The 23,406-nt window shown below is 44.8% G+C and carries 24 protein-coding genes and 2 riboswitches; of the genes, 15 read left to right on the plus strand and 9 right to left on the minus strand.

Annotation, left to right across the window (positions count from 1 at the left end; genetic code table 11):
- Nucleotides 1-145 precede the first annotated feature (145 nt).
- The 7 genes from ASG85_RS13205 (at nt 146) to ASG85_RS13235 (ending at nt 7,325) form a co-directional block, all read left to right on the plus strand.
- Nucleotides 146-2,182 carry a glycoside hydrolase family 15 protein gene (locus ASG85_RS13205; protein WP_057307029.1) on the plus strand — a complete coding sequence of 679 codons (2,037 nt, stop codon included), beginning with the start codon at nt 146-148 and terminating at the stop codon, nt 2,180-2,182.
- Between the two features lie 18 nt (nt 2,183-2,200).
- Nucleotides 2,201-3,364 carry a glucose 1-dehydrogenase gene (locus ASG85_RS13210; protein WP_060646456.1) on the plus strand — a complete coding sequence of 388 codons (1,164 nt, stop codon included), beginning with the start codon at nt 2,201-2,203 and terminating at the stop codon, nt 3,362-3,364.
- A gap of 109 nt (nt 3,365-3,473) precedes the next feature.
- Nucleotides 3,474-3,893 (plus strand): disulfide oxidoreductase, encoded by a 420-nt coding sequence (locus ASG85_RS13215; RefSeq protein WP_060646457.1) that lies wholly within the window; start codon nt 3,474-3,476, stop codon nt 3,891-3,893.
- 86 nt (nt 3,894-3,979) lie between these two features.
- A complete protein-coding gene (locus ASG85_RS13220; RefSeq protein ID WP_060646458.1) occupies nt 3,980-4,966 on the plus strand; it encodes a polysaccharide deacetylase family protein in 987 nt (328 codons plus the stop codon).
- A gap of 118 nt (nt 4,967-5,084) precedes the next feature.
- Nucleotides 5,085-5,894 carry a glutamate racemase gene (racE, locus tag ASG85_RS13225; protein ID WP_057307025.1) on the plus strand — a complete coding sequence of 270 codons (810 nt, stop codon included), beginning with the start codon at nt 5,085-5,087 and terminating at the stop codon, nt 5,892-5,894.
- A 243-nt stretch (nt 5,895-6,137) separates the two neighbouring features.
- Nucleotides 6,138-7,013, plus strand: a complete 876-nt coding sequence (locus ASG85_RS13230; protein WP_057307024.1) for a M14 family metallocarboxypeptidase — start codon at nt 6,138-6,140, stop codon at nt 7,011-7,013.
- Between the two features lie 102 nt (nt 7,014-7,115).
- On the plus strand, nt 7,116-7,325 hold the full coding sequence (locus tag ASG85_RS13235) for a hypothetical protein (protein ID WP_057307023.1): 210 nt from the start codon (nt 7,116-7,118) through the stop codon (nt 7,323-7,325).
- Nucleotides 7,326-7,368: 43 nt separating this feature from the next.
- On the opposite strand, the gene ASG85_RS13240 is transcribed toward ASG85_RS13235, so the two are convergent.
- The 4 genes from ASG85_RS13240 to ASG85_RS13255 form a co-directional block, all read right to left on the minus strand.
- The gene (locus tag ASG85_RS13240) at nt 7,369-7,569 is read right to left on the minus strand and encodes a hypothetical protein (RefSeq protein ID WP_057307022.1); all 201 of its coding nucleotides are present in this window, start codon (nt 7,567-7,569) and stop codon (nt 7,369-7,371) included.
- Nucleotides 7,570-8,073: 504 nt separating this feature from the next.
- Nucleotides 8,074-8,253 carry a hypothetical protein gene (locus tag ASG85_RS13245; protein ID WP_029199365.1) on the minus strand — a complete coding sequence of 60 codons (180 nt, stop codon included), beginning with the start codon at nt 8,251-8,253 and terminating at the stop codon, nt 8,074-8,076.
- Between the two features lie 126 nt (nt 8,254-8,379).
- Entirely contained in the window at nt 8,380-9,231 is an 852-nt protein-coding gene (locus ASG85_RS13250) for a bifunctional 5,10-methylenetetrahydrofolate dehydrogenase/5,10-methenyltetrahydrofolate cyclohydrolase (protein ID WP_060646459.1), read from the minus strand.
- A gap of 62 nt (nt 9,232-9,293) precedes the next feature.
- Nucleotides 9,294-9,373: riboswitch (ZMP/ZTP riboswitch) on the minus strand.
- Between the two features lie 78 nt (nt 9,374-9,451).
- Nucleotides 9,452-11,701 (minus strand): FAD-dependent oxidoreductase, encoded by a 2,250-nt coding sequence (locus ASG85_RS13255; RefSeq protein WP_060646460.1) that lies wholly within the window; start codon nt 11,699-11,701, stop codon nt 9,452-9,454.
- Between the two features lie 123 nt (nt 11,702-11,824).
- Between ASG85_RS13255 and ASG85_RS13260 the strand changes: the two genes are divergently transcribed.
- Nucleotides 11,825-12,607, plus strand: coding sequence for a helix-turn-helix domain-containing protein (locus tag ASG85_RS13260; RefSeq protein ID WP_060646461.1), 783 nt, complete (start codon nt 11,825-11,827; stop codon nt 12,605-12,607).
- Nucleotides 12,608-13,069: 462 nt separating this feature from the next.
- Here ASG85_RS13260 and ytvI read toward each other — a convergent pair whose 3' ends face one another.
- Genes ytvI through ASG85_RS13275 form a run of 3 tightly spaced genes read right to left on the minus strand, consistent with a single transcriptional unit; the run spans nt 13,070 to nt 15,346 of the window.
- The gene (ytvI, locus tag ASG85_RS13265) at nt 13,070-14,182 is read right to left on the minus strand and encodes a sporulation integral membrane protein YtvI (protein WP_060646462.1); all 1,113 of its coding nucleotides are present in this window, start codon (nt 14,180-14,182) and stop codon (nt 13,070-13,072) included.
- A gap of 19 nt (nt 14,183-14,201) precedes the next feature.
- Complete coding sequence (gene map, locus ASG85_RS13270) at nt 14,202-14,948, minus strand: type I methionyl aminopeptidase (RefSeq protein ID WP_057307017.1); 747 nt, start codon at nt 14,946-14,948, stop codon at nt 14,202-14,204.
- Between the two features lie 38 nt (nt 14,949-14,986).
- The gene (locus ASG85_RS13275) at nt 14,987-15,346 is read right to left on the minus strand and encodes a winged helix-turn-helix transcriptional regulator (protein ID WP_029199371.1); all 360 of its coding nucleotides are present in this window, start codon (nt 15,344-15,346) and stop codon (nt 14,987-14,989) included.
- A 217-nt stretch (nt 15,347-15,563) separates the two neighbouring features.
- Between ASG85_RS13275 and ASG85_RS13280 the strand changes: the two genes are divergently transcribed.
- Together ASG85_RS13280 and ASG85_RS13285 are read left to right on the plus strand one after the other, a co-directional pair.
- The gene (locus tag ASG85_RS13280) at nt 15,564-15,866 is read left to right on the plus strand and encodes a heme biosynthesis protein HemY (RefSeq protein WP_029199372.1); all 303 of its coding nucleotides are present in this window, start codon (nt 15,564-15,566) and stop codon (nt 15,864-15,866) included.
- The gene (locus tag ASG85_RS13285; RefSeq protein ID WP_047686255.1) at nt 15,866-16,087 is read left to right on the plus strand and encodes a DUF1450 domain-containing protein; all 222 of its coding nucleotides are present in this window, start codon (nt 15,866-15,868) and stop codon (nt 16,085-16,087) included. The genes ASG85_RS13280 and ASG85_RS13285 overlap by 1 nt, the downstream gene beginning before the upstream one ends.
- A 50-nt stretch (nt 16,088-16,137) precedes the next feature.
- Here the strand turns inward: ASG85_RS13285 and ASG85_RS13290 are convergent, their stop codons facing one another.
- The gene (locus ASG85_RS13290) at nt 16,138-16,632 is read right to left on the minus strand and encodes a glutathione peroxidase (RefSeq protein ID WP_060646463.1); all 495 of its coding nucleotides are present in this window, start codon (nt 16,630-16,632) and stop codon (nt 16,138-16,140) included.
- A 169-nt stretch (nt 16,633-16,801) separates the two neighbouring features.
- Here ASG85_RS13290 and ASG85_RS13295 point away from each other — a divergent pair, with 169 nt between their 5' ends.
- Nucleotides 16,802-18,292 (plus strand): esterase-like activity of phytase family protein, encoded by a 1,491-nt coding sequence (locus ASG85_RS13295; RefSeq protein WP_060646464.1) that lies wholly within the window; start codon nt 16,802-16,804, stop codon nt 18,290-18,292.
- Nucleotides 18,293-18,356: 64 nt separating this feature from the next.
- On the opposite strand, the gene ASG85_RS13300 is transcribed toward ASG85_RS13295, so the two are convergent.
- Nucleotides 18,357-19,241 (minus strand): TIGR01777 family oxidoreductase, encoded by an 885-nt coding sequence (locus ASG85_RS13300; protein WP_060646465.1) that lies wholly within the window; start codon nt 19,239-19,241, stop codon nt 18,357-18,359.
- 111 nt (nt 19,242-19,352) lie between these two features.
- On the opposite strand from ASG85_RS13300, the gene ASG85_RS13305 reads away from it, so the two are divergent.
- From ASG85_RS13305 to ASG85_RS13320, 4 genes are all read left to right on the plus strand, one after another.
- The gene (locus ASG85_RS13305; RefSeq protein ID WP_060646466.1) at nt 19,353-20,348 is read left to right on the plus strand and encodes a hypothetical protein; all 996 of its coding nucleotides are present in this window, start codon (nt 19,353-19,355) and stop codon (nt 20,346-20,348) included.
- Between the two features lie 173 nt (nt 20,349-20,521).
- Nucleotides 20,522-21,745, plus strand: a complete 1,224-nt coding sequence (locus ASG85_RS13310) for an MDR family MFS transporter (RefSeq protein WP_057307012.1) — start codon at nt 20,522-20,524, stop codon at nt 21,743-21,745.
- A 109-nt stretch (nt 21,746-21,854) separates the two neighbouring features.
- Nucleotides 21,855-21,948, plus strand: a riboswitch (cyclic di-GMP riboswitch).
- Nucleotides 21,949-22,050: 102 nt separating this feature from the next.
- Nucleotides 22,051-22,356 carry a hypothetical protein gene (locus ASG85_RS13315; protein WP_057307011.1) on the plus strand — a complete coding sequence of 102 codons (306 nt, stop codon included), beginning with the start codon at nt 22,051-22,053 and terminating at the stop codon, nt 22,354-22,356.
- 135 nt (nt 22,357-22,491) lie between these two features.
- A complete protein-coding gene (locus ASG85_RS13320) occupies nt 22,492-23,406 on the plus strand; it encodes a hypothetical protein (RefSeq protein ID WP_060646467.1) in 915 nt (304 codons plus the stop codon).

Raw genomic sequence — 23,406 nt, forward strand, 5'->3', positions numbered from 1 at the left:
TTGTAAATGAATTCGAACGAAATGAACATATTTAAGGCGCGAATTGGTGCCAATTACCTCAAAACCCAGCCAAGAACCGCCGCGTGCATATTTAAGCACTCAAATTGGTAAATTAGTAGCAATATCTTGGAAAGAGGCTGATGGCATGGCAAGAGATTTACCCATAGGAAACGGGAATGTACTCATTAATTTCGACGCTGCTTATAATATTCGTGACATGTATTACCCTTTAGTAGGTCAAGAGAATCAATCTAGTGATCATCTTTCACATTTTGGCATTTGGTGTCCGGAAGGATTCTTCTGGATTGACGATCCAGAGGTATCAAAAAAGCTCAATTATTTGGAAGATTCGCTTGTTACTAACGCTGATTGTGCTCATGAAAGGTTAGGTCTGGGCTTCGTTATTCGTGATGGGGTCGATGTACAGCAGAATGTGTTTTTGCGCAAGGTGAAGGTAGAAAACCGCTTCGATGTGGAAAGAGAAATCAAATTGTATTTTCATTTGGATCTCCAAATCTATGGAAATGGCGTCGGAGATACGATTTATTATGATCCTGAGCTGAATTCACTTTTATTTTATAAGGGTCATCGATATATGTCACTATCTTGCTTGTCTCCAGATGCCGAGAAAGCAATGCCTAGCGGTTATGCTACGGGACAAAAAGGGATTCATGGTCTGGAGGGAACATGGCGTGATGCTGAGGATGGTCATCTAGGCGGTAATCCAATCGCGCAGGGATCCGTTGACGGTGTGATTGAATTGACGATGAAGCTACCGCCAAAGAGCGCGAAAGATGCTTGGTTCTGGGTCTGTTTTGGGCGCGCAAAGCAGGAGGTTGAACGTTTAGAGCGATTACTTCGCACAGCAACACCGCAAAAGTTATTACAACGAACTCACGATCATTGGGTGAAATGGGTGAATCAGGATGCCCACCAGCTATCACTGCTGAAGCCTGATTTGGAATCATTTTATAAGCGATGCTTGTTGATTACCAGAACAAACGTCGACAACCGAGGCGCCATTATTGCGGCGAATGATTCTGATATTTTGAAATTTGCCAAGGATACATACTCGTATATGTGGCCGCGTGATGGCGCTTTGGTGTCACATGCGCTAGACAGGGCAGGGTATTACGAATTATCTAGGAAATTTTTCGATTTTTGTATAAAGGTGCTAACGCCTGAAGGCTATCTCATGCACAAATATAACCCCGACAGTTCGGTAGGCTCGAGCTGGCATCCCTGGGTGGATAGCCGGGGGAATAAGCAGCTTGCGATTCAAGAGGATGAGACAGCCCTCGTGCTGTATACGTTGTGGCATCACCATAAGCTGGCTGGGACGATAGAGAACTCACGTGAGGATTATGAGAAATTTGTGAAGCCCGCAGCTGACTTTCTCGTTCGATACCGGGATGCTTCCGGACTTCCTTTGCCATCCTATGACCTCTGGGAAGAACGTTATGGCGTACTAGCCTTCACAGTATCATCGGTCTACGCCGGTCTTATAGCAGCAGCACGTTTTGCCGAATATCATCAGGATAAAGTTCGCTCCATCTACTATGCAGATATCGCTGGTCAAGTGAAGAAAGCAGCCGAACAGCATCTGTATGCACCCGATCAGAACCGCTTTTTGCGGGCTTTATATTGGAATTACGAGCAAAATACGTATGTGCCGGACTACACACTCGATATGAGTATGTATGCACTATTTGACTTCGGCTTGTTTGAGCTTGAAGATCCGCGGATTGTGGCAACGATGAAGATTCTGAAAGAAAAATTGTGGGTACATACCGATATCGGCGGTATCGCCCGTTATGAGAACGACTATTATCACCAAGTTACCAATGACGTAGCTAAGGTACCGGGCAATCCTTGGTTCATATGTACCCTTTGGTACGCAGAATGGCTGGTTGCATCTGCCAAAACCGTTCAGGACTTGTTGGAAGCGGAAAAATTGATGCGTTGGGCTATTCTACATGCTGCGCCTTCAGGCGTGATGGCTGAGCAAGTGCATCCTTTCACAGGAGAGCCTATGTCCGTTTCACCATTGACATGGTCACATGCTTCCTTTATTAAGGTGACGCAAGAGTATTTATCGAAATTAAAATTATTGACCTCGAAGGGAACGAAGCAAGCCGTTGATGCGAGTGAGGATAAAGTACTGGAACCCGTCGTTCATTAGTTGGAAGGAGAGGAAGTAATGAAGGCAATTCGCGTCAAGCAGCTTCGACAGGGGAACCCGACTATTCAGCTTGAAGATGTGAAGAACCCCGTGATTTCAGCGCCTCAAGAAGTCATTGTAAAGGTGCTTGCAGTTGGGCTGGATGGTACAGACAAGGAAATTCTACAAGAGAAATACGGCGTTCCGCCCGAAGGCGAAGATGATTTGACCACCGGGCATGAGTCGCTAGGGGTTGTGACTGAAGCTGGAGCGGAAAGTGGATTCCAGCTAGGGGATCTTGTAACCGCAATTGTCAGACGGCCTTGCAGAAATCAAAGCTGCGTCAATTGCCGCAATGGACATTCAGATTTTTGTCAGACCGGCGAGTTTGTAGAACGGGGCATTAAAGGGGCTCACGGCTTCCTCTCCGAGTACTACAAAGAGGAAGGTCGATATTTGGTTCAGGTGCCGAAGGGACTGCTGAGGCATGGGGTGCTAGTCGAGCCGCAGAGCATCGTTGAGAAAGTTTGGGATCAAGTGCTGCGGGTCCAGCAGCGTTTGATCTGGGAGCCGAGAACAGCGCTCATACTCGGGTCTGGACCGCTTGGTTTGCTCGCTGCGATGACCTGCCGCCTGTTGGGTCTGGAAGCGTATGTCTGGTCCAAATCTCCGCAGGACAGTCTGCAAGCGCAGCTTGTGAAGGACAGCGGAGGTGTATTTAAGGAGGCCGGCGCTGACAACAGCAGCGCGGCGACCATGACGGCTTATGCCGAGGGTCTCGGCAAGCCGATAGATTTGATCCTCGAATGCACGGGTTACAGCCCGCTAGCCTTCGAGGCCATGTCTGTTCTAGCGCCGAACGGTGTATTGGCGCTGCTTGGCGTTACGCCAGCGGATCGTAAGCTGGAGATTTCATCCGACATGCTCAACCAGAGCATGGTGCTGGAGAATAAGTGCGTAATCGGCTCGGTTAACGCTTCGCGCAAAGATTTCGAGACCGCCATTTACCGCTTACAGCAAATGGAGAAGCAGTTTCCAGGCTGGCTCGACCGCTTGGTTACGAATCGGATGACTTTGGAGGACGTGCCAAAGCTGGATTTTAAAACCATACCGATCAAAGCCGTTGTGGAAATTGTTCCCGTGGAACAGTGGGTTGATCTCGTGAAACAAACGAATGAAGTGGTGTATAGCTTCTCCGTTTAATGGAAGTGGCCAAGCAGGCTTGTTGATATCTGCTTGGCTATTTTTCGTTCTTGTTAGACTTCCTTTCTCAATTTTTTTATAATAAGGAGAAAGGGGAGGACGAGATTTGATGTCAAGCAAATGGTTACGAGATAATGGCATGCACCTATCATGGCTTCTAGCATTAATAGCTACATTAGGAAGCTTGTATTTCTCAGAGATTATGAACTTTATTCCTTGTAAGTTATGTTGGTATCAACGCATTCTTATGTATCCATTAGTTGTCCTTTTAGGAATTGCAGCCGTGCGCAGAGACTACAAATTAACGATCTATGTGCTGCCGCTGACCATCTGGGGAGCTTGTATTTCTATCTACCATGTTCTGCTGCAATCGGGTGTATTTCACGAATCAGCAACAAGCTGCGGCCCTATTCCATGTGATGTTGATTACTTGAACTGGCTGGGCTTCATCACGATTCCTATGCTTGCCGGAGCAGCCTTTATTCTCATCACCATTCTTCAATTTATGACGTACCGAGCTACGAAATAAACACCGTTTACCTAGAATAGGCAGGGAATTTGTCTAGCGCTGTCGAAATGAATGCGTGAGTATTCATTCCAAAACGAGGTGCTACGATGAAGCCAATTACCAAAAGTGCTGCACTACTGATCGTTCTAAGCGCAACATTGATCGGTTGTGCAGACAAAAGCCTGTTATCCCCAGACTCGAGTCAAGCTCAAAATACTACGCCACAAGCAACAACAATTGCAGCGGCGACTCCAACTCCAACTCCTAAATCAACTGTTAAACCCATACCCACACCTCAATCTACACCAGTTCCCAGTGCGACACCGAAGCCAACAACGGCTCCAGAGCCAACTGCAACAACAAAACCAGCAGTGGTAGGCAACTTTTCCAAAACGAAGTCAGTGACTGGCGATCGCGTGCCTTATTCCTGGTATTACATGAAAAAGAAAACGGGGCAAGTTCCTGATTTTCCAAAAGAAACAAAATCCTTCACGGCTGACCAAAAAGCGGTTTGGGTTGGTACCGGCAAAAAGGTTTATTTAACGATCGATGCGGGAGGTCCCTTGATTGAAGTCGATCTTATGCTTAAATCGTTGAAAGAAAACGATGTGAAAGCGAATTTCTTTATTTCGGGCAATAACATTAAAAAAAATCCGGATTATTTGAAAAAGCTCGTAGCTGATGGTCATTTCATTGCCAATCACACGATGACACATAACGACTTCAATGACATGTCTGATGATCAAATTAGAAAAGAAATTACGGATTTTGAAGCTTTATATAAAAAGATTACGGGTAAAGAAGTCGAGAAATATTTCCGCTTTCCTTATGGACATTACAATCTACATAACTTGAACTTAGTATCCAGTATGGGCTATACCTCTGTATTCTGGTCTACAGCTATGCGGGATTGGGAACCAAGAGCCAACGGGGCAGAAGATCCATACAATGATATTATGAATAATTTGCATGACGGCAATGTGATATTGATGCATCAGGGATCTTTAGAAAATATGCAGGCGCTGTCTCGTATCTGTAAAGAGATCAAGAAGAAAGGCTATGAATTCGGAATTGTGAGTGAACTCCATACCTAACAAAGTAGGTGTCCGACTAGAAATCTGATACGTTCACCTAGGTACCTTTCAGCTTGGACACTCATATCCTATTCATGTGGTTACGTAATTCATTAACCGGCAAAGGAAGCGGATAGGTGTGCAGCAAGCGATAGCCGTACTAGACTCGGGAGTCGGAGGATTGACTGTAGTAAAAGAACTTATGAGACAGCTTCCGCAGGAAAAAGTGATTTATTTCGGAGATACAGCTCGAAGTCCGTATGGTCCCCGATCTGCTGGAGAAGTGAGAATTTTCACGCGGCAAATCGTCGAGTACTTAATTCAATTTAATCCTAAAATGATTGTTATCGCTTGTAATACAGCAACCGCAGTGGCTATAGAAGATATTCGTGAACAGGTATCAATTCCTGTGATTGGCGTTATTTTGCCAGGAGCGAGAGCAGCGATCAAAAATACGCGAAGCGGTATCATTGGGGTTATCGGTACGGATGGCACAATCCGCAGCAAAGCATATGAACATGCATTAAGGTTGATTTCGCCGAACATTCAAGTATATAGCGAAGCTTGCCCGCTGTTAGCGCCGTTCGTAGAAAAAGGGCTTTTCGGTGCGGATGGTGCAAACGCGATTGTCGAGCAATCGCTCAGACAGCTAATCGGCAAGCCGATAGATTGCTTAATTCTAGGCTGTACCCACTACCCTTTTCTAGTGGAGTCCATTTCTCGTGTCATGGGACCAGAGGTGACCTTGATTTCTTCGGCGGACGAAACGGCAAGAGAAATCAGTACGATCCTTTACCACCGCGACATCCTGGCATCATCGGGGCAGCTTCCTATCCATCAATTTTTTTGCAGTGGTGAGTCCGAATTATTTAAGAAAATTGCGCAGAATTGGCTGAAAGAGCAAATTTCGATAACGCCTGTCGTTTGGCAGGTGCCTAATATTTTATAGGTGATGTGAATAGACCCTAATGGGGTCTATTTTTTATTTTTAATGGGAACGAAGTTTCATAATTATCAAAACTCAAAAATTTGATTTTAGAGTCATTCAGAAAATGGATTCCGCAACATGACTCGTACGTCCAGCAATCGCATAAGGGAGCATTAGGTATCTCCGCATGAATCCGCATGATTCGAAGCCTGCGGGCATAATCATAGCCATACGAACTAAGTAAATGGGCTGTGAGGTGGTCGTGTGTTAGGATACGGGTATTGGACACTTTGTGAAGAACTGAACCGGCTCTGCAAGATATATCCTTTTCTTCATGTAGAAGAGATAGGCGCAAGTGTGATGGGGAAAAGCATACCAGCTCTGCGAATTGGTCAAGGTACGAAAGAGATGCATTTCAACGCAGCGCTCCATGCCAATGAATGGATAACGACCCCGTTATTAATGCAATTCGTGGAAGACCTTGCTTGCTCCTATGCAAGAGGGACGGCTTGGCATGGCAGCAACATAAGGAGGCTCCTATCGGAGTATTCACTTTGGGTTGTACCCATGGTGAATCCTGATGGCGTGGAACTTGTTCTGTCTGGTGTTAATGAGGAACATCCCTACCAAGAGCCGTTGTTGCATTGGAATGGAGGATCACTGGATTTCAGGAATTGGAAGGCCAATATTCGCGGTGTTGATCTCAATGACCAGTTCCCTGCACACTGGGAGGAAGAGGCAGTGCGTAGAGAGAAGGTTGGACCTGGTGAGCGTGATTACGGTGGAGAAGCACCGTTAACGGAGCCGGAGGCGGCAGCTTTAGCTCAATTTACAGAATGCCATGACTTTGAGCTTGTCATTGCGCTGCATACCCAAGGTAGGGAGATTTATTGGAATTATCGCGACTATGAGCCACCGGAATCTGAAGTATTTGCCGAGCGATTAGCCCTAGCCAGCAGCTATCAGGCTGTTAAACTGACGGACAGTGACGCGGGTTACAAAGACTGGTTCATCCAACAATTTCGTAGACCCGGCTTTACCGTTGAAGTAGGATTTGGGGTAAACCCCCTGCCAGTGGAGTCTTTCGCAGCACTGTATGAGGAATTGGTTCCTATCCTATTGACAGCGATGGAACTTTAAAATTTGTCATAGACAAGTATAACGAACTTGAGCATGCTTCCCAAGAACCGTTCCGCCCAGACTTCATATACTGAAGGAAGGAAACTGTTGGGAGGCGTGGATATGGCACCACCTAAAGGGAAGGGTAAGGCATCCAAGAAGAAAGAACTTTCATCCAGAGTACAATACACGATGAGGCTTGTGGAGTCGTCCACATGTGCGGTTTGTAAGACACCGTGCACAAGAGGACTTCGGTACTTGGCCATGATGTCTGAGCCAGGAGCCGTTGGTAAAGGTGTTCCGTGTATTTTGACAAGAAGAAAAGTCACCTAATGCAAAAAGTCCACGCCCTTGTTATTTAAGGCGTGGACTTTCTTTATTGCGGGATATGTTCGCTTGGGATGGAACACTTATTTTCAATAAAACGAATTTGATTCTCAAGTCGATTCCGATGCTCTTCTTGTTTTTTGTCGGAAGAGGCTGCTTGCCCTTGGAATTGTTCAAGTTCTTGTTTTAAACTATGCAGGTCAGAGCCCGCATTCGCACAGTCATAATTGCTTTCTAACTGATCGAGCATATATCGGCCTCCTGATATGGAATATTGTTATTTCTTACCTTTCTTGTTGCTGCTCTGATCTTGTGTTCGAGTCGTTGTATTTTGTCTGGCGTGCCCTTGCTGCTTATGATCTTCTGACATTTGGTTGTTCACTCCTTAAAATGTAGGATTTTGGACGGTGCGTGATTATTATAAGCATTCGGCTGAATTTGATACGAAAAAAATAAAAACCCCGCGAGCGATTAAAGATCGTTCGTCAGGGCTGAGCTGTGGATGTGAAATGTTGCCGTTAACTCTAACCTTTCTTATTGGTTTTCTGATCTTGTGCACGTGCCGTTGTATTTTTTTGGGATTGTCCTGTTTTTTTATGAGATTCAGACATGGTTGTTCACTCCTTAAAATGTAGGATTTTTGCGCTGCGAGATTATTATGAGCATTCAGCCGAATTTGATGCGATAAAAATAAAAAGCCCCGCGAGCGATTTGAAATCGATCGTCAGGGCTATGTGCGATGAGTGGGTATGGATTAATGGTTCGGTGTCAGCAATTTATCTTCTAAGGATTGTTTAACCTTCTTGATCGCATCTGTCTCTAATTTGTGGTTTTGGTTAAATTTAGTGCCTGTCAATGCAAGCGCTTCCTTAACCGTCATTTCCACACGAATCAATTCTTCACCTTGCGGGATTTGCACGGAATTGTTGGGCATTTGTATCACTCCTATGTCAACTTTTTGAAGTGGAAACCTTGATTTGATGCACTTTTAATATAACACACCATGTAAGGTTAAACAAGGGTTATTAAGACCTATTTTAGAAAAAAGAATGTCGGAAACTCAAGTTATAAGATTGCTTTTTTCGGCAGCAAGAACGGTGTGTTTGAGCAGCATGGCAATGGTCACCGGGCCAATTCCAGCAGGGACAGGGGTAATTGCACTAGCTTTTTTTAGACAAGCTTCGAAATCGACATCGCCAATGTTGCCAGCATTATATCCAGCATCTAAAACGACAGCACCTTCCTTAATCCATGCTCCTTGAATAAAAGCAGGTTTACCAACTGCTGCAACGACAATATCAGCTAACCCGATAATTAGGGGGAGATTATTTGTTTTTGAATGGCAAATGGTTACGGTTGCGTTTCTATTCAGCAGCATAAGTGATACGGGTTTACCTAGAATCGGACTCCGACCAACGATTACTGCATGCTTGCCTTCAATTGGAATCTGATAATAATCCAGAATAGCTAGAATGGCTGCCGGGGTACAGGATGGAAAGCTGGCCGCTCCAAAAGCATTTTGAGCAAAGCCCAGCAGGGTAACGCCATCCACATCTTTTTCGATCTGAATGGCTTCAAACGCGGCTCTTTCATCAATATGGTGCGGAACCGGATGCTGCAATAAAATACCATGGATCTGAGGATCCGCGTTTAATTGTTGAATAACAGCAATAAGCTCCTCTGTTGTAGTTGCTTTATTTAGGTGGATTCGTCTGGAATCAATGCCTAACCGCTTGCATGCGCTGCTTTTCATACGTACATAGGTTTCGGAAGAAGGGTCATCGCCAACAAGTATGGTAGCTAAACACGGTAAGACACCTCTTACGGACAGTTGGTTGATTCTTTCGACTAGAGTTTCGTTCATGCTTTTCGCGACACGTGTACCATCCAAAATTAATTTTTCTGAATTCATTTTACCCTCAACCCTTCATTTGTTTGTAAAAACATAAAGAGGTAAGGGGGATGAATCCCCCTTACCTCTGCCCAGGCGTACGGCTGTAAGATCAATGTGCTTCCTCATGGGTATCCATGCTTCGCCAGTCACACATCAACTTTTAATTGATCTAATCATAATGGAAGGTTATGGAATACGCAACTCTTATAATGCTTTAAGGGTGTTGATAATTGCTTGATCAACCATAGCAACGAATTTCTATAATTTCTGCCCGTTCCGTCCCGTTCGTCGCTTCAACGACCACACGAAGTCGATCAGTCGTCACAGCTTCCGGCAAAAGATGAACATGATTACGTGTATGATTATCGAGCCTATCAGCGACTGTGGTCCAATCACCGCCGATGAAGGCCTGTATTTTATAGTCTTTGACCAGTTCAGGAATGATCTCGAATTCCGTCCGATGATGATGCAAATTAATTAAATCTTCATTCACGTCATCATTGAAAGTGAGATGTACACTTCGAATCTGCACAGCCTCTGGCCAACTGGCTTCAAGCCATTCAGGCTGGGAGACCTCAAGGCCGGCTGACGACCATAGATGAGGGCCTCCGTAAGGACGCTTATACCCATCGGCAGCTTTATCGGCTGCGAATGCGGATGTGGGTGAGAGCAGACGGAAGCAGATTGGCTTCCGAATGAAGGCATTCGCGCTCCAATCAATGACAGGCTGATGATGATGCATGTCACCGAAATCTGCGCTGTCTTCTGATGCAGCATCATGTTTGAAGGACAGCACGCCCGTTTGTGGTCTAGCGGATAGATGGATGGAAAGCGCCGGGTTGCTTCTGAGAATGATAAAAGCATTCTGAGCGGTTTCAGGATGCCAAGAAAGTGCAGCCTTTACCCACTGTTGAGAACCCTTAGCCACAGCTACTTGAATGGACGTCATCTGTTTGTGCGGGACGTAGTTCTGCGGCTTCCCAGTGCTCCAGAGCTCGACTGTCAGCTCCGTTGCCTCCGAAGCATCCAGCAGCAGCTCGATGCCGTCAATGAACGGATCTGCCGGCACAAGAAGCGCTACATGCGCGTTCAGCGGCAGCACCGACGCAGATTGCTCTAGCGCAAGTTGCGTCAAGGTGCTGGACGCCGTCATCTCTGCGCGTAGCACAAGATCGGCCGCATCCGCGTTCTTCAAACCGAGGACGGCTGCATCCTGTCGAAGCAGCGTCTGCTGAAGCTCGCTCAAGTGGTTGCTGTGCAGCTCGCGTGGGGAGATGCCCTTTGCCGCGCAGAGCGCGGCTCCTGTGCCCGCGGCTTCGCCAATGACGGCACACGTCGCCATGACGCGAGTCGTGCCAAAGGCAACGTGGGACGCGCTGATGTTGCGTCCCGCCATCAGCATATTCGTCACGTTGACGGAGTAGAGGGAACGGAACGGGATATGATAACTGCCGTCCATATGCATATGTTTAGAACCTTTGGCTGTGGCATACATCCCCTGCGGTGGATGTAAATCGATGGACCAGCCACCGAAAGCGACACGGTCTTCAAACTGCTCCTGTGCGATGATATCGTTCTGATTGAGCACGTAGTCCCCAACGAAACGACGATATTCCCTTTTCCCCGGAATGGAGCCGATCCATTCGAGCGTCAGGTTTTCACTCTCGAATTTACCGGAATTTTTGATATAATCCCAAATACCATAGATAACTGAGGACAGCTCATCCCTGATTCGCTCGTTTTCATGAACAACATCGTGCTCACCGCCCCATTCAATCCACCAATAAGCGCAGCCATTATCTCCGCTGCGAATGACGCGTTTCATGGGAATGGACGTTTGAGTGATGTCTTTCGCGAAGCTTGGTGCGATATATTTGACCGGGCGGCCTGCGTCTTTTGTATAGAACAGCAGGGTGCTTCCAAGTGTAATATCGTCCGCGACGAGCGGTGCCCATTCCTCATTAAACTCCTCTTGGGCTTCACGCCCAATACGATACTTCGCACCTGCGAGGAAACCGACTAGCCCGTCACCTGTACAATCAAGGTATACACGGCTATCGAAACGGATACGTCGTTCAGATCCCATCATCCAGCCTGTGACAGAACGAATCGTTCGACTAGTCTCGTCACCATCGGCGTGGACCTCATGGACATCCGTGTTTAAAAACAACGTGATATTCTTCTCTGCTTTGACTTTTTCCAGTACGATGAGGTCCCAGATATAAGGGTTTCCGTCGATATTACGGTACTGATTCTCCACAAATAGTTCACCCATGATGCCGGTTTCTCTAGCATTTCGATGAACTCCGTGAGAGGTAGCGCCGCATACCCAGACGCGAACCTCGCTGCTGGCATTACCGCCAAGTACAGGACGATTTTGGACGAGAGAGACGCTTTGGCCTAACCGAGCTGCAGCGATTGCCGCGCAAACACCTGCTAATCCTCCACCAACTACGGTTATGTCTGATAAAACAATTTCATGTTTCATAACTCAGCACCTCACTAGTTTATAGGATGTCTATAATTTCATTGTATAATATCCTATTTCCATTGAACATGCAGACAGTTACAATAGACATATACTTTATTTCAATATTGAAGGAGTGAAACAGTGTCTATTCGTGATGTGACTATGAAGCTCATCTCCCATGTCTATTGGCACCGTAAAGTGGAATTTATGCTAGAGGAAGATGAGTATCCTTGTTGGACGATATTTGCCGTAGAAGATGGCAGATTCTTCTATCGAGTCGGGGAGCAGAAAGGCGAAGCGAAGTTCGGAGACTTTGTCATATGTCCGCCCCATACCGTGTTTCGGAGGAAAACTCTCGAACCCCTGTCCTTTCACTTCCTGCAGTTTGTATGGTTATCTGAACCCAGTGTTGGCGATGAAGCCTTCTGGAAAGGAAAGTTGACCATTAACGATACAGATCGGTTATCATCCAATTATCGATATTTGAGACAGCTTCCCGGCTGGGATGAAGAGAGCACGCTGCACAAAGAACACATGGTGAACGATCTATTGCGTTTGGTCAAAATGGAGCGTGATCGCAAAGATGACCTTTCCTCAGAAGTCGATTTGTTGATGGAGAAAGCCCGGAGGCACATAACGGAATATGCATATGCAAGCTTATCCCTGTTGGATTTGGCGGTAACTCTGGGACTCACTCCCGTACAATTCACCCGCAAGTTTCGAAAGGCTTTCGGACAAACACCATCTGAGTTTTTGAATGAGATGCGTCTCACAAGAGCTCGGCATTTGTTGGAGGGATCAACGCTTACTTTGGATGCAATTGCCGAGAAATGCGGATTCGAAAACGGCTTTTATCTGAGCCGTGTTTTTACGCAGAAAATTGGCATGGCTCCGTCGATATACCGAAGCAGGCATCGCGTATAAAAAAAGGCGCCAACTTTTCCTTTATGAGGAAGTTGGCGCCTTTTCGTTGATAAGAAAGTATAAGTTTTATACTTTTGTTTGCATCGGTTTCCGGTTTATTGGAGAAATGGGGAAATAGGAAGGAAAGTTGTACAGAGTACAACAATTTCCTTGATTTCTTCTAAATAAGCTGAAGATGTTGTAGGTTATACAACAATTCAGCCTTCTTTCCGGCAAATGGGTTACTTTTGACTGGAATTGATGTATATTATGCAACAATCGCGTGAAAATCGTGAATTGGCCTACGAAATGTTGTACAAAGTGCAGCAACATCACACGATAACCAAATAAAAGGTTACAAAATGCAATTTTACACGGATAAGCATGCGAATGTTTTAACAAAACGCCGGGGCGCAACATACTTTGCATATCATCTATATTAACACTCTCATCCAAGGACTTCGCAACCCGTATGTTCAATCATTAAGGTCCGCTATAAGGTAATTTACCTTGAACATACTCATCCTCTGGCTTACGAATCCAGCGTTGCAGGTAGCCTTGCGTATACAGTGCTTTGATTAGAATGATCAATACAGGCGAAAGGATGACCCCTGCAAATCCAAATAGGGAAAGGGATATAATCATAAAGGCTAAGGTCGTAAAGGCCGATACTCCGAGTGATTCCCCAGTGATCTTTGGCTCCATAATTTGTCTGACGAGGATGACGACCAGGAGTATGGCACTGAGCCAGATCGCTAGAGTCGTTTGACCAACAATAAACAGGTAGATGATCCATGGAATGAACAAAGTGGATACACCAAGCAGCGGAAGTACGTCGAATATGGCTGACAACAACGAGATGGAGAAAGCATTATTAACGCCGAGCAGGAGCAAGGCGAAAAACACGACAATGAATGTTAAAGAGATTAGTTTGGCTTGCGCTTTTATGTAGGAGACGATCCCCTTCACGACATTTTCTTTGAGAAAAAAGAAAACGGATTTGAAGGTTTTTGGTGTTTTTTCACCTGCGAGGCGTTTCCAAGAATCAATTTCAATGCTAAGGAAGTAAGCTAAGATAATCCCGACGATGAAGTTAAACATGAAGGTTGAGAAGGATGTCAACGAGGCTACCAATCCTGATAAGAAAGCAATGATAAACTTGGAGGCATTGCCGGCGAATTGCCCAGCATAATCTTTGGCTTTCGCAATAACGTCAGGTGGCAGCGCTTGGAATTGGTTATTCAATTCGCTAATTTTTTGCACAATTTGATCATTGAAAACGGCTTGATATTCATCCACCTTATCGACAAGACTCATGATCTGGCTAGTGAAAATGACAGCGGCACCGGCAAGTGCGCCAAGGATAATAAGGACGAATACTAAGGTCGAAATCGCTGATGCGATTGACTTACGTATCCCTTTACGGTTCAAAAACCTAGCAAAAGGCTCGATCATCATGAAAATGATCAGAGCCAGAAAGATAGGGGTAGCGATGCGATACAGGTAACTAAATAACAGCATGAATAAATAGACGGTTAGAACAATAAGAGCAATGTCAAAGGCTGTCCTCCAATATTTCTTGTAAAAAGAAATCATGCATGTTCCTCCGGTATCTTTATTGTTCAGTTAAAATAATCGGTCCTTGACTCGTAATGGCAATCGTATGTTCATATTGAGCGGATAAGCTGCCGTCATAGGTCCTTGCTGTCCATCCATCTTGATCTACTTTGGAATGGTATTTACCTACATTTAGCATCGGCTCAATCGTGAAGACCATGCCTTCTTTAATCCGCGGCCCTTTGCCTGCTGGCCCATAATGAGGCACTTGCGGCTCTTCATGCATTTCGGAGCCAATCCCGTGTCCGATAAAATCTCTTACAACGGAAAAACCATGCGATTCCGCATACACTTGGATGGCATGTGACACATCGCCGATACGGTTGCCGGGAACGGCTTGCTCTATTCCTTTGTATAGAGATTCTTTCGTTACCTGCAGCAATTTCTCTGCAACCGGAGAAATGTTACCCACCGCATAAGACCACGCGGAGTCAGCCAACCAACCATCTATACGTACAACCATGTCGATGGTTACAATATCGCCGTCATTTAGGGGCTCTTTCTTAGGGAAACCGTGACAGATCACGTCGTTGACGGATGCGCAAGTGGCATATGGATAACCGTGATACCCTTTTTGCTCAGGAGTGGCTCCGTGCTTAGTTAGAAAGCCCTCAACGAATTGGTCGATTTCCCAGGAGGTAATACCAGGTCGAATCATTTTGGCGATTTCTTTATGGCAATCAGCTAGGATACGACCCGCCCTGCCCATTTTCTCAATTTGTTCTTTTGATTTGATTGTGATCATCAAGCTCCACTCCTCTGGTGATAGTCCCTAATTATTCATTATGTCCACTTAGCTGACCATAACTTCATTTCTTTTATTATTTGATGCAAATCCTGGCCTTTAGGTGTCAAGGTATACTCGACCGTAACAGGAACCGTAGGGTAAGCCATTCGTTCCAAAACCCCATGTTCCTCGAGGTGACGAAGGATATCCGTTAATGATTTAGGGCTGACCCCAGTTATCTGACGCTGCAGCTCGCCGAAACGCTTCGTTCCGCAAAATAATTCGCGAAGCACGAGAAAAGCCCATTTCCCGCCAATAACTTCAAGTGTTCTTTCAACGGAGCATTCGATTTCTTTGGGTACTTTAGGAACATAGTTGCTGAGTGGAGCGACTTTTTCATTCTCAAGGGTTGACATAAGACCGCTTCCTTTCAAATTGAATGTATGAAACTAACTTTGACGTAAGTTAGTTACTTCTGTGTAATTAGTGCTCTTTGTTCTCACTACTATGTATTTTAAAGTTCGTTTAGTGAATTAGCAAGAAGTAAGGGATGACTTGGGACAAAGGTTGATTTCGTGCCTTAGATTCTTTACAATAAGAAATAAAAATTATTGTTTCAGGAGATGTGTACATATGAACGTCAAAATTTCTCGTAATGCTGCTAAAGTACTTCAATTGGAGCTTGATAAAGAAGAAAACAAAGGATTATTGGTTCGCGTTCAAGTGACTCATTCGCACGGTGACCATGCTCACTATGGTTTGGGTCTTGACGATAAATCTGAAAATGACGTCCTTGTAAGCACGGATAAAGGCATTGACGTTATTCTTGATAAAAATGAACCTTTGCTGGATGGCATCCGTATTGATTACTTCTACACACCAGAAGAAGGCTTCATGATTACGAATCCAAGCAAGGGGAATCACGGAGATCACTAATGCGTAATGATATTCGCATTTGTGATAAATGCAAACATATGAAAGTGAAGACCGCGCTTTCTAAAATAAGTGTCATTGCACCCGATGCTGAAGTCAAAGTTGCCTGCAAATCATATTGCGGTCCTTGTTCCCGATTTGCATTTATATTTATTAATGGGCGCTATGTGACAGCAGCAACAGAAGACGAAGTGATTGAAAAAGTAAAAAAGTATGTAAAATAAGAAAAAGCATCCGCCCATTAGGGTTGGATGCTTTTTTTCATTCTGAGATGTTAAGCATGAACAGCTGATTTCTCAAGCAGCTTGCGAATTTGGCTGTCTATTTTGCTCGGTGAAGTAGTAGGGGAGAAGCGTTTAATCACATTGCCTTGCTGATCAATCAAAAACTTTGTGAAATTCCACTTGATGCTTGAGCCGAGTAAACCTGAAGCCTGCTTTTTCAGGTATTGATAAAGCGGATGGGCATCTGCGCCGTTAACATTGATTTTGGAGAATAACGGAAAGTTAACACCGAAATTAATTTGGCAAGCTTGCTCGACTTGAGCATCGTCACCGGGTTCCTGGTCCTTAAACTGGTTGCACGGAAATCCTAAGACGCTAAAACCTTGTTCCTTATATGTGTCATGGAGCTCTTGAAGTCCTTTGAATTGAGGAGCAAAGCCGCACTTCGTAGCGGTATTCACAATAAGCAGCACTTGACCTTGGTAATCAGCAAGAGACTTTTCTTCACCGCGGATCGTACGAACTGTAAATTGATGAACGTTCAAAAGGGTCACCCTCTTCACTTTATTTCATACAAATTAATTGTACACAATTTTAATGAGCTTGAAAAGATATTTTTTAATTTACAATTTTTTCATATCCCTCTGACACTCCACGAATATATAAACATTATGCTTATCACAGTGAAAGTTTATTAGATGATGGAGGGTTAACATGAAAAGATTACTCAGAAGAAAAAGACTGCTTATTGTACTTGCGGCCATTTGTGCCGTTTCTACAACAACAGTCGTATCCGCAGGACAAGCTACGTTGGAAGCTATCGCTGTGAAGTTTCAATTAACTTCCGGCGGGAAAACGCTTACGCTTGATAAAGATCCCGTTGTCATTAACGGAAGCACATATGTTCCTCTTCGCACCATTGGTGAAGCGCTTGGCAAACAAATCGAATGGAATGAATGGAATCAGTCCATCTCGCTGAAAGATATTCCTAAAGTGACTGGCAAATTTGAGTGGAAAAATGCACCTGTTCTTGATAAAGGGATTCAAGAAGGCGGGTTCTCTGGCCTTATTCATTTACCTAAAGATGCTGCAGATACGTTCTATACATTGGCGGATCGTGGGCCCAACGGTGAAGTAGGTAAAGATAAACTGCGCACATTCCCGATCGACAACTATATTCCTCGCATTTATAAATTCAAAATTACGAACGGAAACATTGAAGTCTTAGAAACGATCAAACTAGCGCTTCCGGATGGCAAATTAGATAAAGTAAGCAATAATAAATACATAACAGGACTGCCGAACTTGATTGGAATCGATGAAGTGCCATACGATGAGAAAGGCGTTACGAAGCTGGCCTATGATCCAGACGGTCTTGATCTGGAAGGTATCGCTTATAGCCCATCTGATGAGACCTTTTGGGTCTCAGATGAGTATCGCCCATCCATTCTACAAGTGAAACGCGATGGCACGATACTAGGGCGCTACGTCCCTAAAGGCGCTAAAGACAAGCTCGTTCAAGCCGGTGCTCAAACGCCAATTTTTGATACACTGCCTGAGGTATACAATACGCGTATTTCCAACCGCGGATTCGAAGGTGTGACTATTTCACCAGACGGCAAATTCTTGTACACGTCCATTCAAAGTCCAATGGCAAATCCGGATAAGAAAACAGGGGAGTCTTCCAGAAATCTGCGTATCCTCAAAATGGACCTGGCCACGAAACAAATCGTGGGTGAGTATGTTTATGTGGCTGAGCAAGCAGGCATGTTCGTCAAAGTGAACCAAAAAGATATCGTGATCAGTGATCTTTCCGCACTATCCAGTGATGTGCTGCTAGTTGATGAGCGTGATAAGAATGCGGCTGCTGACGCACAACTGAAACGAATTTACAAATCCGATTTCTCAAAGGCGACGAATATTTTAGGAACAGAAACAAGCAAAAACCTGGAAAGCCTATCTATTCAGCAGCTCAAAGACCAAGGTATTCAACCAGTTAGCAAGGAATTAATTGTGGATATTGCTAAACTAGGATACCCGTACGAGAAGATTGAAGGGTTGACGGTTGTTGACAAAAATACAATTGCGATTGTAAACGATAATGACTTCGGCATTAGCTATGATGATAAAGGGGTTTTAACACTTACAAGCACACCAACTCAATTACAACTTATTCAAGTTTCAGACGACTTATCCACGAAATAAAAGTAAACGAAAACGAAAACGAAAACCCAGCTCATCGAGACATACTCGGTGGTCTGGGTTTTATTTAAACAATATCAGCAAGGGCTTTGTCTACGAAAGAAAACTTAAACGTAAAACCATGCTCTATTAATACGCGAGGGAGCACCTTCTGACCTTCCAAAAGCAGTGTAGATAACTCACCGAACATCATTTTTAAAATAAAAGCAGGAAGCGGGAATAGATTTGGTCTTCGCATCGCTTTCCCAAGTGCCCGTCCAAACTCTCTATTCGTTACCGGATTCGGTGCTGTCGCATTAACAGGACCTATAATCGCTTCGTTTTGAATGCAGAATTCGATAAGCCTCACCATGTCAACGATGTGAATCCAGGAGAGCCATTGCTTACCGCTGCCTATCGGACCGCCAACACCAAGTTTATAAGGCATAGCCATTTTTGGGAATGCGCCTTCCTTGCCGTCTAGCACAAGGCCAACGCGGACTTTTACGATGCGTGTTCCCTGTATCTGATCAGCCGCGCTTTCCCACTGTTCGACTACCCTTGATAAGAAATCGACAGTGCGGTGCGGGCTTCGTTCGTCAAAGGTTTCGGTTTCCGAGGTACCGTACACGGACATTCCTGAAGCATTAACGATGACTTTCGGTTTCACTTCCATGCTTTCTACAAGCTGGGCCACTTGCTCAGCCGCCTTTAGCCGAGATCCAACGATTCGTTCTTTGGCCGCAGCTGTCCAACGCTGATTAATCGACTCACCAGCCAAATTCACAATAGCATCCAGCCCTGCGAATGCGCTCGAATCGGTCTTTAGCTGATCCCAAGTGACGGTACGTACTTGCTCTACAACAGCTCTGGGTGAACGTGAAATATTGATGACTTCATGACCTTGCTTCTGCAAATGAGAAATCAATCGTTTGCCAATAAACCCGCTGCCACCGGTTACTGCTATTTTCATCCTTCAGCACCTCCTTTCTTTTATTATAGGGCCTATATACAATGCTTTCCAACTGACGTTATTCTTCTCTTTACATTACTGTGTTATATTGGAAATAGGGAGGGATGCCAAATGTTTCGTTTTTTATTCCGAAAATCACCCAAACCGTCCAAGAGTAGTCGCGTAGGGAAATCCAAGCCGAGCTTCCGAGCTTCAGATCTACCCCAAGGGCTTGGTTTGCTAGAAAATATTCCGTTAGAACGTATCGTTACTAAACTGAATAGTGCACTTCCACTAGATTATGTAGAGAGACTCCAATATCGCGTAAAAGCTGCGAATCCTTCCATGTCTGATGACGAGTTTGCCTGTAAATGGTTTGAATTAAAACGATTTTTTCTGATGAATCTCATTTTAAAAAGAACCCCGATGTTTAGCAGCGAAATCGATGAGATTTGGCATGAGATGCTGATGTTTACGAGAGAATATCAGCGCTTTGGGGATCAATTCGCTGGCGGCGTAATTCATCATTCACCTGAACGCGAACCGAAGCAAATGCCGGGTGAACGTGCATGGTTCGATTGGGTATATGCGCATTTGTTCGAGTTCGCTCCAACGAGTTCGCGGTGCTGGAACGGATTTTTTCGCAATCCGCTGGATGAGCAGCGAACAGATTTGCTTCGCAAAGGCAATGAAGATGAAATCGCCGAGCAATGGTTCGATATGGAGCAGGCAAAGCGGTATCCAGAAGTTGCGGAGACGATCCGCAACCTAATTAAGCAGGCGATTCATGAATCCAGGCATTCAGCCAACAGCCGCAGGTTTGAGGATACAGGCTGGAAGGATTCACTAACAAATCCGAACAACATGGTGTATATGGCAGGAGCCATGATGTTCTTCTCCATTCAGGATAATAATAACTATACAGGCGGGATGAACTCTCAGTGGCCTGTGAATGAACCCAATAAACATAATGACAAGCAGAGCAACTGTTCTTCATCGGGTTGCGGAGGTTCTGGAGGAAGTGGCGATAGTTCTGGAGATCAAGGCGGCGGCAGCAGCTGCAGCTCCGGATCGGGCTCTTCTTGCTCGTCAGGATCGAGCTGCGGGTCTGGTTGCGGCGGCAGTTAAGGTAAACTTTGGAAGCACAAGGAACAAAATAAATATACTCGTTTGCACTCTCCTTGGAGAGTGTTTTTTTGTTTGAAACATAGACACATATCGTCATTTTTCGTGTATAATTGGAATCCGGTGTCGATTTCTTTGACCTGCGGTAAATTAAACAGTGATAGGAGTCCCTTCAAATGAATCGGTTACGTGGTTTTCTAAGTTCTTATCATCCCATTGTACATACGTTAATTCTTGGAACTGTTATGGCCAGGGCTGCATCCTCCATGAGTTTGCCTTTTCTCGCGATTTATTTATCCAGGCATACGTCGATGAGTGCGGTGATGATCGGAATTGTCATCGGAATGGGTTCTTTGGCAGGGACCGTAGGCGGTTTTATAGGGGGTACCTTATCGGACCGATTCGGAAGGCGTATTATTATGCTGGCAGCTCTTTTCGGCTGGGCGTTCGTGTTTTTAGGCTTCGGCATGGTTAAATTACCAATCCTGTTTATGCTGCTCAATATGCTGAACGGTTTGTGCCGATCCTTTTATGAGCCCGTGTCGCAGGCGTTGATGGCAGACCTCACAGAACCTGCGAAGAGACTTAAAGTGTTTTCGATGCGGTATATGGCTATCAATGTTGGTGTTGCTGTTGGACCACTTTTGGGTGCTTTTTTCGCTACGATGAATGGCGCGCTGCCTTTTCTTATTACAGGGATCATTTATTTTATTTATGCGGTTACCCTATACGCACTGCTTATTGCTTTTGGCATCAAGAAAATCGAGGGTGAGAAGAAATCTTCGGTTACCTTTGGTTCTGCTTTGCGAGTAATTCGCAGTGATATGACTTTTCGCTTGTATATCCTTGGCGGTATTATTGGAGCTATCGGTTACTCACAGGTGATGGTGACACTTTCGCAATATTTGGAGATCAACTTTGTAAACGGTGTGAAAATGTTTGCGATCTTAATGAGTGTGAATGCGATCGTGGTTATTGCCATGCAGATTCCGCTTACTCGTTGGGCAGAAAAGTACACGCCTCTTATTGCAATTATAGTTGGCAACCTAATGTTTGCGTTAGGGGATGTCGGCTTTGCCTTTTCTCACTCGCTGGTATGGCTTATTATTTCGATGGGAATTTTCACCCTTGGCGAGATTCTCAATTACCCCGCTGCTAATATGTTGATTGACAAATTAGCTCCCGAGCATATGCGTGGCACGTATTTTGGCGCTCAAACATTAACGAACATAGGCCATTTTATCGGACCTTGGGTAGGTGGGTTCTTGCTCGTTTCTTATGGTGGAAATACGTTGTATGTTCTTATGGCCGTTCTTACGATTACGGGATCCATTTTCTATTGGAGAGGCGCGAATCGTCAAATGTTGCTGAAAAATACGTCGAAAAAAGAAATTTTTTGAAAAATAATGCAAAATTAGTTCTTAGGAACTATTCGATTTAGATACGACTTCCCGTATCCTTGAGAGTATAGTATTTATTATTCGTAACACTCATTCATTCTGTAAGACATCTCGACAAAGGCAAAGCTGGCGAAAGCCAGTGACGCAAAGCTAAAGGGGCTTCCTTGTCCTGCAACCGGACACGCAGCCAGCCAGCCGCCGAACGATTGGGTATCAACATCAGAACCCCTCCGATCGGTTCACTATGGTGGGGTTTTTCTCTGTCATAACAAATTTATGTACAAATAAAAGGAGGATCCAGCAGCATGCAGTCTGAAGGAATACTACAAGAAGAACAAAAAGTGACTTCGCTATGTGGTAATCATGTTGCCCGTTTGGTGCCTTCCTCGGATGGACCAAAGCTCATGATTAATCGGGAAGAATACGCGTTAAATGAAGCTTGTTGGGATGTTGAAATGTTTCACGGGAGAAACAATAGCATCTTGATTTTCTACTGGAAGGGCGAAGTTAAACTTTCTGTAAAAATGCCGCCGATGTCGCAAATTGAGGCATTTTTGACAAGGCTTTATCAATGTTTATCAACCAAATTGAGAACGGTACAGCCTATCTAGGCGTACCGTTTTTTTATTGCCAGTTGAAAGGGATTTATAAAGACAAAATCATTGTCACAAATTGACACTAGCTGATATAATGAATGTCAGAGATTTAAGTAGTGCTTAGGAACTATGATTAGGGGGATACATAGCATGAGATTAATCACACGTTCGGATTTTGATGGTTTAGTATGCGCGATGCTTTTCAAAAAGTTAAACATGGTGGATGAAATGAAATTCGTCCATCCCAAAGATATGCAGGACGGTTTGATAGAGGTTTCGGAAAACGATATTTTGGCCAATGTCCCTTATGTAGCGGGTTGTGGCTTGTGGTTCGATCATCATTCCAGTGAACTTGAGCGGATGGGCGAAAAGGTTGAATTCAAAGGGGAAACCCGAATCGCGCCAAGTGCGGCACGTGTTATTTATGATTACTATGGAGGGCGGGAGACCTTCGGAGACATCGATGATATTATGCGCGGGGTGGATAAAGCGGATTCGGCGCAGTTCAGCAAGGAAGATATTTTGAATCCAAGCGGATGGGATTTATTATCTTTTATCATGGATGCTCGAACGGGTCTAGGGCGTTATCGCGATTATCGGATCAGTAACTATCAATTGATGGAAGACCTTGTGGAGCACTGTGCAACGATGTCCGTTCATGAGATTATGGAATTGCCGGATGTGAAAGAGCGTGTGGCGCGATATTTTGAACTAGATGCCTTATATCGTGATATGCTTCAAACCTATACACGGACGGAAGGTAATGTGATTATTACTGACCTTCGCGATGTGGAAACCATCTATCCAGGGAACCGTTTCATGGTATATGCCCTTTATCCAGAGCAAAATATCTCGATTTGGGTTGTCGATGGCCGAAACAAACAAAACTGCGTCTTTGCTTGTGGACATAGCATTGTGAATCGCTCGTCGAAAACGAATATTGGCAATTTGATGCTTCAAAATGGTGGAGGCGGTCATCATGCAGCTGGTACTTGCCAAGTTGACTATTTGGACGCTGAGGAAGTTTTGAAGAAAATTGTTGAAACGATGAGAACAGACGGATAA

It is taken from the genome of Paenibacillus sp. Soil724D2 (assembly GCF_001427935.1).
In the GTDB taxonomy this organism is placed as follows: Bacteria; Bacillota; Bacilli; order Paenibacillales; family NBRC-103111; genus Paenibacillus_E.